The organism is Pseudoalteromonas sp. NSLLW218 (assembly GCF_015864775.1).
Taxonomy (GTDB): Bacteria; Pseudomonadota; Gammaproteobacteria; order Enterobacterales; family Alteromonadaceae; genus Pseudoalteromonas.
Map to the genome: position 1 here is coordinate 68,002 of NZ_JADYWO010000009.1, position 11,545 is coordinate 79,546.

Annotated in this window: 12 protein-coding genes; all 12 read left to right on the forward strand. The window is 39.4% G+C overall.

What is annotated here, in order from left to right; all coding sequences use genetic code 11:
• The first annotated feature begins 83 nt into the window (after nt 1-83).
• The 12 genes from hemA (at nt 84) to rlmM (ending at nt 11,539) form a co-directional block, all read left to right on the forward strand.
• On the forward strand, nt 84-1,340 hold the full coding sequence (hemA, locus tag I6E80_RS14865) for a glutamyl-tRNA reductase (RefSeq protein ID WP_024605248.1): 1,257 nt from the start codon (nt 84-86) through the stop codon (nt 1,338-1,340).
• 7 nt (nt 1,341-1,347) lie between these two features.
• Complete coding sequence (gene prfA / locus I6E80_RS14870; protein ID WP_024597763.1) at nt 1,348-2,433, forward strand: peptide chain release factor 1; 1,086 nt, start codon at nt 1,348-1,350, stop codon at nt 2,431-2,433.
• A 2-nt stretch (nt 2,434-2,435) separates the two neighbouring features.
• Nucleotides 2,436-3,275, forward strand: a complete 840-nt coding sequence (gene prmC / locus I6E80_RS14875; protein WP_197185875.1) for a peptide chain release factor N(5)-glutamine methyltransferase — start codon at nt 2,436-2,438, stop codon at nt 3,273-3,275.
• A 54-nt stretch (nt 3,276-3,329) separates the two neighbouring features.
• Entirely contained in the window at nt 3,330-4,874 is a 1,545-nt protein-coding gene (locus tag I6E80_RS14880; RefSeq protein WP_024597765.1) for a response regulator, read from the forward strand.
• A gap of 29 nt (nt 4,875-4,903) precedes the next feature.
• Nucleotides 4,904-5,278, forward strand: coding sequence for a SirB2 family protein (locus I6E80_RS14885; protein WP_024597766.1), 375 nt, complete (start codon nt 4,904-4,906; stop codon nt 5,276-5,278).
• Between the two features lie 147 nt (nt 5,279-5,425).
• Complete coding sequence (locus I6E80_RS14890; protein WP_197185876.1) at nt 5,426-6,253, forward strand: tetratricopeptide repeat protein; 828 nt, start codon at nt 5,426-5,428, stop codon at nt 6,251-6,253.
• A gap of 14 nt (nt 6,254-6,267) precedes the next feature.
• Nucleotides 6,268-7,521 carry a DUF819 domain-containing protein gene (locus tag I6E80_RS14895; RefSeq protein WP_076924831.1) on the forward strand — a complete coding sequence of 418 codons (1,254 nt, stop codon included), beginning with the start codon at nt 6,268-6,270 and terminating at the stop codon, nt 7,519-7,521.
• Between the two features lie 9 nt (nt 7,522-7,530).
• Nucleotides 7,531-8,385 carry a 3-deoxy-8-phosphooctulonate synthase gene (kdsA, locus tag I6E80_RS14900; protein WP_024600663.1) on the forward strand — a complete coding sequence of 285 codons (855 nt, stop codon included), beginning with the start codon at nt 7,531-7,533 and terminating at the stop codon, nt 8,383-8,385.
• A gap of 121 nt (nt 8,386-8,506) precedes the next feature.
• Nucleotides 8,507-9,409, forward strand: coding sequence for a transcriptional regulator GcvA (locus I6E80_RS14905; RefSeq protein WP_024600664.1), 903 nt, complete (start codon nt 8,507-8,509; stop codon nt 9,407-9,409).
• 2 nt (nt 9,410-9,411) lie between these two features.
• Nucleotides 9,412-10,047 carry an alpha/beta family hydrolase gene (locus tag I6E80_RS14910; protein ID WP_170072175.1) on the forward strand — a complete coding sequence of 212 codons (636 nt, stop codon included), beginning with the start codon at nt 9,412-9,414 and terminating at the stop codon, nt 10,045-10,047.
• A 20-nt stretch (nt 10,048-10,067) separates the two neighbouring features.
• Nucleotides 10,068-10,436 carry a DUF423 domain-containing protein gene (locus I6E80_RS14915; protein ID WP_024600666.1) on the forward strand — a complete coding sequence of 123 codons (369 nt, stop codon included), beginning with the start codon at nt 10,068-10,070 and terminating at the stop codon, nt 10,434-10,436.
• 17 nt (nt 10,437-10,453) lie between these two features.
• Nucleotides 10,454-11,539, forward strand: coding sequence for a 23S rRNA (cytidine(2498)-2'-O)-methyltransferase RlmM (gene rlmM, locus I6E80_RS14920; protein WP_024600667.1), 1,086 nt, complete (start codon nt 10,454-10,456; stop codon nt 11,537-11,539).
• The last annotated feature ends 6 nt before the right edge of the window (nt 11,540-11,545 follow it).

Consider the following 11,545-nt stretch of genomic DNA (forward strand, 5'->3'; position numbering starts at 1 on the left):
ATGTTGTTCCTTACTTTCCATATTCCGCTGATTTTTGGTAAAATTACCGCCTTTGAAGTAGGGCTCAGCAATATTTGGCAAATATGACCATAATAGCACTAGGTATAAATCACAAAACCGCATCCGTAGAATTACGTGAAAAAGTGGCTTTTTCGCCTGAGCAAATTTCAGAGGCGTTGCAACAATTAAGCGGCCATGCCGACTTTAATGAAGCGGTTATTGTATCTACCTGCAATCGAACCGAGATCTATTGTAGCCTCGCTCAGCAAAATTCCCAAACACTGTTGACTTGGCTTGCCAGTTTCCATGGTTTGGATGAACATGAACTGAGTAATAATATTTATTGTCACGAAGGTAATGACGCTATTAACCACTTAATGCGCGTAGCGTGTGGGTTGGATTCTTTGGTGTTAGGGGAGCCGCAAATTTTAGGGCAAATAAAACAATCGTTTTTTAGCGCTAAAACCCACGATGCTGTAGGTGTTACTTTTGATAGATTGTTTCAAAAAACATTTTCGGTGGCTAAACAAGTTAGAACCGAAACAAATATTGGCGCAAGTGCTGTATCGGTTGCATTTGCAGCTGTTAATTTAGCAAAACATATTTACGGCAAGCTTGATAAAACAAACGTTTTATTAATTGGTGCGGGTGAAACTATTGAACTGGTGGCCAAGCATTTATATCAAAATGAGCCACAAAACATTACCGTTGCGAACCGAACTATTGAGCGAGCTCGAAGCTTAGCTGACGAAGTGTCGGCGGATGTAATTGCTTTAGCGCAATTGCCAGAGCGTTTACATAAAGCCGATATAGTGATTAGTTCTACCGCCAGTACTTTGCCTATTATTGGTAAAGGGGTGGTTGAGCAAGCGCTTAAGCAGCGCCGTCACAAGCCCATGCTATTTATAGATATTGCGGTTCCGCGCGACATAGAAAGCCAAGTAGGTGAGCTAGATGCTGCCTATTTATATTCCGTTGATGACTTACAAACCATTGTAAGCGAGAATATGGCAGCGCGTGAGCAAGCTGCACAGCAAGCGCAAATAATTATCACTGAACGCACCAAAGAATTTGCAATGTGGATGCGCTCACTCGATTCGGTAGATTTAATCCGCCATTATCGAAATGATGTACAAACAATTAAGTCAGAACTTGTAGAGCGTGCTGTTAGTCAGCTTAATACAGGTAAAGATGCAGAAAAAATTATATTAGAGCTCGCCAATAAATTAACCAATCGCTTAATGCACGCGCCTACCCGTGCAATACAAGACGCAGCGAAAAAAGGTGAAGTGGCGCAGCTAAACCAGTTGAAAAAAATGTTAGGTATTGATCAGGAATAACCGTTAAATGAAAGAGTCTGTTTATAATAAATTAGAAACCTTAGTAGAGCGTTACGAAGAAGTACAAGCGCTGCTAAGCGACCCGTCGGTCATTAGTGATCAAAATCGTTTTCGTGGGCTTTCAAAAGAATATTCTGAGCTTGAAGAGATTGTAAAAACGTTTTTAACTTACAAAGAAACGCAAGATGATTTAGCCAGTGCAGAAGAAATGCTTAAAGATTCTGACCCTGAAATGCGTGAAATGGCGCAAGAAGAATATAAAGAAGCTAAAGCGCAAATTTTGGTAATTGAAGATCAAATTCAAGTATTAATGTTGCCAAAAGATCCACGAGATAATAACAACGTATTTGTTGAAGTACGTGCTGGAACAGGCGGTGATGAAGCGGCTATTTTTGCTGGCGATTTATTTCGTATGTACAGTCGTTATGCAGAAACTAAAAAATGGAAAGTAGAAGTTGTGAGCACCAATGAAGGTGAGCACGGTGGTTACAAAGAAGTTATTGCAAATATTAGTGGCGAAGGCGTTTACGGTCAATTAAAGTTTGAATCAGGTGTACACCGCGTACAACGTGTGCCAGAAACCGAGTCACAAGGGCGAGTTCATACCTCTGCATGTACTGTTGCGGTAATGGCGGAAGTACCAGAAGCCGAAGCGATACAAATTAACACAGCAGATTTAAAAGTTGATACATTTCGTGCATCGGGCGCAGGTGGTCAGCACGTTAATAAAACAGATTCTGCTATTCGACTTACACATATACCTACCGGTGTTGTAGTTGAGTGTCAGGATCAGCGTTCACAGCATAAAAACCGCGCTAAAGCGATGTCGGTACTTGCAGCACGCTTGCAACAAGCTGAAGATGAGAAACGCCATGCGGCAGAAGCATCTGAGCGTCGTGATTTAGTAGGTAGTGGCGACCGTTCTGAGCGTATCCGTACTTATAACTACCCACAAGGTCGTATTACCGATCACCGTATTAACTTAACACTTTATCGTTTAAATGAAGTGGTAGCGGGTGATTTAGGCTGTGTTATTGACCCATTAATGCAAGAACATCAAGCTGACTTATTAGCGGCTATGGGCGACGAGTAGTCGTGAGCCAAACTCTTGAACAAGCTATTGCTGCAGGCGCTAATTTATTAGCACCTAGCAGCGAAAGTGCTAAATTAGATGCACAAGTTTTACTTTTACATATTCTTCAAAAACCTCACAGTTACCTTTTCACTTGGCCAGAGCATGAACTTAACGCTGAGCAACAACAGCAATTTAATACATTTTGCCAAAGGCGTTTAAATGGTGAACCTGTTGCACATATTACGGGGCAGCGTGAGTTTTGGAGTTTATCGCTTGAAGTTAACGCAACAACCTTAATACCTCGACCAGATACCGAAACGTTAGTAGAACAAGCACTTGAAATGGCTGTACCTGCTACAGCTAAAGTGCTTGATTTAGGCACCGGTACTGGTGCAATTGCGTTGGCACTGGGTAGTGAAATGCCTAATTGGCAAATTACTGCAGTAGATAGAGTAAGCGATGCTGTTGCACTTGCTACACGTAACCAGCAGCGATTGGCGATTAACAACGTACACGTTAAGCAAAGCAACTGGTTTAGTGAGTTGCACGGTGAAAAATTCAACCTAATTGTCACTAACCCACCTTATATTGAAAGCAGTGATATACATTTAAATCAGGGCGATGTGCGCTTTGAGCCTTTGTCGGCATTAGTGGCTGATGATTGCGGAATGTCTGATATTAAACAAATAATTACACAATCACGTGACTATTTGTTATCTAGTGGCTATCTTTTAATAGAACACGGTTTTGAGCAAGGTGAAGCTGTTCGTCATTTTTTCAAAAAAATGGCATTTGTTAATATTAAAACAGTGAAAGACTTTGGTAATAATGACCGTGTAACGTTTGCACAGTGGCCCTAAAGAATAATAATTGCTTACTAGTGCGTTAAATAATGCCATGAAGGAATTTCGACTATGATGGGTGATTTTTTATTTTCAGATGAGCCAGAAGAACCAATCAATGAGATTGAACTTGGTACCTGGAAAGTCTTAATCGTTGATGACGAACCTGAAGTTCATGCTGTTACAAAACTAGCGTTGAGTGATTTTGAGTTTCAAAATAAACGTTTAGAATTTATCAGTGCTTATTCGGGAGCTGAAGCCAAAGAGCTTATAAAAGAGCATCCGGATGCCGCAATTGTGTTACTTGATGTTGTAATGGAAACCGACGACGCTGGTTTGCAAGTTGCTAAGTTTATTCGTGAAGAAGCTAAAAATAATCATATTCGAATTATTTTAAGGACAGGTCAACCTGGTCAAGCCCCTGAACGACAAGTAATTATTAATTATGATATTAACGATTACAAATCGAAAACGGAGCTAACGGCTCAAAAATTATTTACAGTCATTATGTCAAGTCTTCGCTCGTACCGCGATATTATTTCAATAGAGCAGTCACGCGAAGGGCTTGAGAAGATAATTATAGCGTCTCGTGATATTTTTTCTGCGCATTCAATAGAGCACTTTATTGAAGGCGTTATGCAGCAATTAACATCTTTATTGGGTATTGCTGATCAAGCTATGTATGCAACTACTTTAGTTGCACAAAACCCTGAAGCACAAAATAATAAAAAGCTAATTGTTTGCTCGGGTACCGGTGATTTTGAAAAAAGTGAAGGTAAAGAGCTCGATGAGGTATTACAAGCTGAACAGTTAAGTGCGTGCCATCAGGCGCTTAATGAAAAAAGTATTATTTATAAAGATAATTACTTATTTGCGTATTGTAGCAGTGAGTACAATCATAATTCGATGCTGTTTATATCGGGGATCCCAAAGGATTTGACAGATACTCAGCGTCATTTAATCAAGATTTTTTCTCAAAACGTGCAACTTGCGTTTGAAAATGTACAACTCCAGTCTGAAATAGAAGCAACGCAACAAGAGCTTGTTTATAGGTTAAGTGAAGCGGTAGAGCAACGATCAACCGAGACAGGCAATCATGTTAAGCGTGTAGCCCATATTTGTCATATTTTAGCTCAGGGTTATGGTTTATCTAAGCATGATGCTGATTTAATAAGATTGGCGTCGCCTCTTCATGATGTAGGTAAAGTGGGCATTCCTGATGCGGTATTAAATAAACCAGCAAAGTTAGACGCCCAAGAATGGGAAGTGATGAAAACCCACACTGATAAAGGCTATACTATTTTAAAAGACTCGCCTCATGAAATTGTGAGTACAGGTGCAATTATCGCTAAAGAACATCATGAAAAATGGGATGGTTCTGGTTACCCAGAAGGTTTAAGCGGTAATGCAATCAATGTATTTGGTCGTATAGTCGCACTTGCTGATGTATACGATGCACTTCGCCATAAACGATGCTATAAAGAGCCTTGGACTTTGCAAAATGTAGTTGATGAAATTAACGCTCAAAAAGGTACTCATTTTGAACCAAAATTGGTTGAAGTATTTAACGAGAAGCTTGATGAGTTAGAAGCGGTTCTTAGCCGTTTTCCTGATTAAATTTTTATAAAACAGAAGTACAGGGGCATATGGATTATTTAGCAGTAAAGCATTCACACATGGCAATTGCGATGTTGAGTGTAATTTTATTTTATGTTCGCGCTTTTTCGCGAATGGGTAGTGGCAATATAGCAAAAAATAAAGTGGTAATGATTGGCAGTCACAGTATAGATACTTTGTTATTAGTGTCTGCACTTACGCTTATATTTATGGCTAAAATAAACCCATTTGAACAATATTGGCTATTGGAAAAAATAGTTTTAGTGGTTATATATATTGGTATTGGGGCTAAAAGCGCCAGACAAACTAAAATGACGGCTAAAATTGCTTACATTTTGGTTAATACCGCTGTTATTTTAGCGATAGGTTATTTAGCGACGTCTAAATCAGCTTTTTTGCTTTAAAATACCTGACTATTTGAGCTTTATAATTATTTTATAAAGCTCAAATAAGACTCCTTTTCAGAAAATATTCAAAAACTCCTCTATATTGGTATATAGCTTTAAAGTTAGGTAAACTACGCCTTCGTTTTCTAAAATGTTGCAGTATTAATGACTACCCTCGGGTTTGACGAACACGATGAATCTTATCTTGATGATGCTTACGATGAATTTACACCTCCAGCAATTTACCGCTGTATTAAAGCAGAATCAAAATGGGACCCTCAAATAGATTTAACACCATGTTATGAGACTTTAACTGACTTTGAAGAGCAAATCTCAGCGCTGTGTCTAAAAGTGAGTGATGAGCACGATCGTCTCGAAAAATTATTAGATATGTTTTACAGCGATTGGCTATTTAGTGCCTCAGGCTTAAAAGTGCCTGAATATAAATTAAATACATTAAGTTATACGCTTTCTATGCGCAGTGGCTCACCTACCACACTGGCAATTATACTTTGTCATTTTTTACAACAAGCTAACTTTGACGCAAATCTTAGTCTTACGCAGGGTGATGTTGGTGTACATGTGGCGATTAGTGATGAAGAAGGCTACATAATAGAGCCAAGCAGTGGACAACAAAGCTGGTATATCATCCCTGAAAATGCAGATGAAGATGATGGCCAAGAACAAGAGCCTCTAGAGCTCATTTTTGATGACGAGGTATATAAGTTATTTTTAGCTCAACAAAAATGGTCTTTCATTAGCGAAAACAAATTTGGTCATGCTTTGACCTGTGTAGAGATGCTAATGGAGCTAATAGGCGACGACCCGTATGAGAGACGCGACAGAGGTTACTTATTAAATCAGCTCGGTTGCCCTAAAATGGCACGTGATGATTTACAGTTTTTTGTCGATGAGTGTCCGGACGATCCTGCAATAGAGATAATTCAACACCAGATAGAAGAACTAGAAGATAATAATAAAACGCACCATTAAGAATAGGAATAATTATGGTTGAAACTCAAAGCGCATTAATTACAAATGATGCCGTTGTGCTTGGTTTACTTGCTGTTATTTTGGGGTTTATTTTTAAAACCTCAAACAGTGAACGTCCAGCTTTAAAACGATTTTATAAATATGTACCAGCTTTACTACTGTGTTACTTTTTACCTTCGTTATTAAATACATTTGGTATTGTAGATGGTAACAAATCCAATGTTTATTATGTGGCTTCACGCTACTTACTGCCTGCTTGTTTAATACTGCTCACCATTAGTATTGATTTAAAAGCGATTATTAATTTAGGTCCTAAAGCGCTCATTATGTTTTTAGTGGGGACATTAGGTATTGTTATCGGTGGGCCATTAGCTATTTTAGTAGTGAGTGCATTTGATCCAAGTATTGTTGGCGGGCATGGACCTGATGCCGTATGGCGCGGTATGACAACCGTTGCGGGTAGCTGGATCGGCGGTGGTGCTAACCAAGCATCAATGAAAGAAATGTTTGAAGTTGGCGGTGATATATTTTCTGTAATGATTACAGTCGATGTAATAGTCGCGAATATTTGGATGGCTGTTTTATTGCTAATGGCAGCAAACCACAAAAAGATTGATGCAGCTACGGGTGCCGACACGAGCGCAATTGAAGATCTGAAAAAACGGGTTGAAGCCTATCACGCAGAACATGCACGCATTCCTACTCTTAACGATTATATGACGCTGCTTGCAATTGCATTTGGTATAACAGGTTTAGCACATTTTTGTGCTGACTTTTTAGGTCCGTACTTTGGCACTACTTATGAATGGGCAAAAGAATATAGCTTAAACAGTAAGTTCTTTTGGCTAATAGTTATATCGACAACGATTGGTATAGGCTTATCGTTTACTAAAGTTAGACAAATAGAAGCGTTTGGCGCTTCAAAGGTAGCCTCTAGCTTTTTATATATTTTAGTCGCATCAATTGGTTTGCACATGAACGTAACCGCTATCTTCAATAACCCTGGGTTATTTTTAGTTGGCGCAATTTGGATGTTAGTGCATGCAAGTATAATGTTACTCGTGGCTAAACTTATTAAAGCTCCGTTATTTTATATGGCCGTAGGCTCTCAGGCTAATGTGGGCGGCGCAGCGTCTGCACCTGTTGTAGCATCAGCGTTTCACCCGTCATTAGCGCCAGTTGGCGTTCTGCTAGCTGTACTTGGCTATGGTGTGGGTACTTATATGGCTTATATTTGTGGATTAATGATGCAAGCAGTTGCACCGTAAGGAATTTAAATGAAAGACCAAATTATTAAAATTAATGAAATTGAGCTAGCAAACAACAAACCGTTTGTATTGTTTGGTGGTATTAACGTATTAGAATCTCGCGATTTAGCTATGCGTGTTGCAGAGCATTACGTAGAAGTAACGACTAAATTAAATATTCCTTATGTATTTAAAGCGTCATTTGATAAGGCTAACCGTTCTTCAATCAATTCGTACCGTGGTCCTGGTATGGAAGAAGGTTTAAAAATATTTGAAGAGATTAAAAACACGTTTAAAATTCCACTTATTACTGATGTACATGAACCGCATCAAGCAGCGCCTGTTGCTGAAGTTGTTGATGTAATTCAGTTACCCGCTTTTTTAGCACGTCAAACAGATTTAGTTGTGGCGATGGCTAAAACAGGTGCAATTATTAACGTGAAAAAACCACAGTTTTTAGCGCCACATGAAATGCGCCATATCATTACTAAATTTAATGAAGCGGGTAATAATAACATCGCACTTTGTGAGCGTGGCTCTAGCTTTGGTTATAACAACCTAGTGGTTGATATGCTGGGTATGGATGACATGAAAGCAATGGCGCCTGTTATTTTTGATGCAACACATGCACTTCAGCGCCCTGGTGGCCGAGCTGATTCTGCTGATGGTCGTCGTGCACAAGCAGCAGAGCTTGCACGCAGCGGTATGGCGCTAGGTATTGCAGGTTTATTTATTGAGGCGCATCCAAACCCTAACGAAGCTAAATGTGATGGCCCATGTGCGCTAGCGCTTAGTAAGTTAGAGGGGTACTTAACGCAAATGAAAGCGGTTGATGATTTAATTAAAAGCTTTGCTCCACTTGATACAAGTGCAAGCGATTTATAATTAAGCATGATGTTTATTAAAAAGCGACTCAGGTCGCTTTTTTTATGCCTTTAATATACACAAACTTATATGATGTATATAATCTCACGCATAAGAAAAACTAATTCTAAGCTTGGTTATTATGTCAAGACGGGTACCTCCACTAAACGCATTAAAGGCCTTTGAAGCGGCTGCGCGTCATTTAAGTTTTACTAAGGCAGCAGAAGAGCTTTATGTAACGCAGGCGGCAGTAAGTCATCAAATAAAAACACTTGAAGAGCATTTAGGTTTAAAGTTGTTTTTACGTAAAAACCGCTCATTATTATTAACTGAAGAAGGCCAAGGCTATTTTTTAGATATAAAAGAGATTTTTACTCAGCTTATTGATGCCACTGAAAAGCTATTAGCCCGTGGTGCAAAAGGCTCATTAACAGTAAGCCTAACGCCAAGCTTTGCTATTCAGTGGTTAGTGCCTCGTTTGAGTTTGTTTAATGAGTTGCACCCTGAGATAGATGTGCGAATAAAAGCGCAAGATCAAGATGAAAACTCACTGACTGATGACGTAGATATTGCTATTTACTATGGAAGAGGTCATTGGAATGGCGTACAAGCGTACAAACTTCATACTGAATATTTAGTACCACTTTGTAGCCCTATGTTATTAAGTGGGCCAAAGCCGCTTGACCAACCAAGTGATTTAGCGCATCACACCTTATTGCATGACACCACACGTAAAAACTGGAAAACGTGGATGAAAACTGCAGGTGTGCGTAACATCCAGGTAAATCAAGGGCCTATTTTTAGTCACTCATCAATGGTGTTACAAGCTGCAGTACATGGGCAAGGTGTGGCAATTGGTAATAGTGTATTAGCTAAACCCGACATAGATGCAGGGCGTTTGGTTATTCCGTTTAATCACAGTTTAGAAAGCAAGAATGCATATTACTTAGTGCTTCGCGAATCGCAAACAGAGCTTGGTAAAATAGTTTCGTTTAAAGAGTGGATGCTGAGCTTAGTAGAGCATGAGCAAGAACATGAGTATTAATAATGATTGAATGGTTTAAAAGCACCGCACAACCTGCAATTGCACAGTTTATATTTGCACATGGTGCAGGTGCCGGTAGCGATTCTGACTTTATGCAACACATGGCAAAATTAATAAGCGAGCAAGGTGTTGATGTAGGTTTATTTGATTTTGAATATATGCAAGTTGCTAAACAAACCAATAAACGTAGGCCTCCCGAGCGAGCGCCAAAACTACTTATTTATTATGAGCAAGTGCTTACGAAGGCGCAGCCAGATTTACCGTTATTTATAGGCGGTAAATCGATGGGCGGACGCATGGCATCAATGCTTGCGTGCAGCACCGAGCAAAAACTTTCGGGTGTTATTGCATTTGGTTATCCATTTCATCCGCCGGGTAAGCCAGAAAAGTTACGCACCGATCATTTTGCTGATATTGTTTGCCCTTTTTTAGTATTACAGGGCGAGCGAGATACATTTGGTACACGTGAAGAACTGCTTACTATGGAAATGCCAAAACAGCCTTTACTCACATGGCTGCCTGATGGCGATCATTCATTAAAACCACGTAAAAAAAGTGGTGTAACTGAACTGCAAAATAGAGAAACAGCAGCGTTAAGTGCCGTTGAATTTATTAAGCAACAAGTTGAGATGTGTTAAAACTCGATTAGGGGGGTTAAATGATTAAATTATTTTTAATGACCGGCAGTGTTTTTTGTATGCTCTCGGTTATGTTAGGTGCATTTGCTGCCCATGGTTTAAAAAGCCGTTTATCGGAGTATTCATTAGGGGTTTTTAAAACAGCTGCTGAGTATCAAATGTTGCATGGCCTTGCACTTATTGCGGTGGCTATTTTAATTAAATGGGGCATAAATCTGAGTTGGGCTGGTGGCTTTTTCATAACTGGCACACTACTTTTTAGTGGCAGTTTATATTTACTCGCTCTAACAGATATGAAGTGGCTAGGGCCGATAACACCGCTTGGTGGATTGTGCTTTATTATTGGTTGGATTGTTATTTTAGTGCAAGTTGCACGATTTAAGTTTTAAAGAGTTTAAGGGTTAATATGTCTAGTGTTGTGATTTATTGTCGTAGTGGTTTTGAAAACGATGCCGCTGCTGAAATAACGTTTCATGCTGCAGAGCAGGGTTTTGCAGGGTATGTAAAAGCAAAGCCAAATACAGGTTATGTTGTTTACGAATGTTTTGAAGCGCATCACAGCGACGAAATAATCAAAAAAGTCGATTTTAAAAATATGGTGTTCGCACGCCAATGGTTTGCCGGTACATTGCTTGAAAACATGCCAGTAGAAGACCGTGTAAGTGCAGTAGTTGAAGCTGCTAAAGATTTTACATTGTGCTCAGAGCTGCGCGTTGAAACGCCAGATACCAATGAAGGCAAAGAGCTTTTAACGTTCTGTAAAAAAATCTCAACGCCGCTTAAAAAGGCCCTCGAAAAACAAAATACAGTACTGCGTGAGCCAAAAGCAAACCGCCCAGTAATGCATGTCATGTTTTTAACAAACAATACGGCTTATGTGGGTTACTCGTATAGCTTTAATAATTCTCCATTTTTCATGGGTATTTTACGCCTTCGTATGCCAAGCGATGCACCGAGTCGTTCAACGTTAAAACTCGATGAAGCGTTTAATGTATTTATTCCTGAACAGCAACGTGAATCACGTGTGGCAGCAGGTATGCGCAGTGTTGATTTAGGTGCATGCCCGGGTGGTTGGACTTATCAGCTTGTACGCCGTGGTATGTTTGTAAGCGCGATTGATAACGGTCCAATGAATGACGATTTAATGCAAACTGGGCAAGTTAAACATTTTAGAGCCGATGGTTTTAAATATCGTCCAGAAAAAAGAAATATTACTTGGTTAGTGTGCGATATGGTGGAAAAACCAACCAAAGTGACTACGCTAATGATTGACTGGGCAGTAAATGCATACGCAAAAGAGTTTATATTTAACTTAAAACTCCCTATGAAAAAACGCTTTGATAGTGTTTATGAATGTCTTTCGATGATAAGAAAAGAGCTTGAGAAACAAGGTATTAATTACGAGTTACAAGCTAAACATCTATATCATGATCGTGAGGAAATAACCGTTCATTTAAACGTTACTAAGGTGCCACAAAATTTGTATAGTTAATATGTA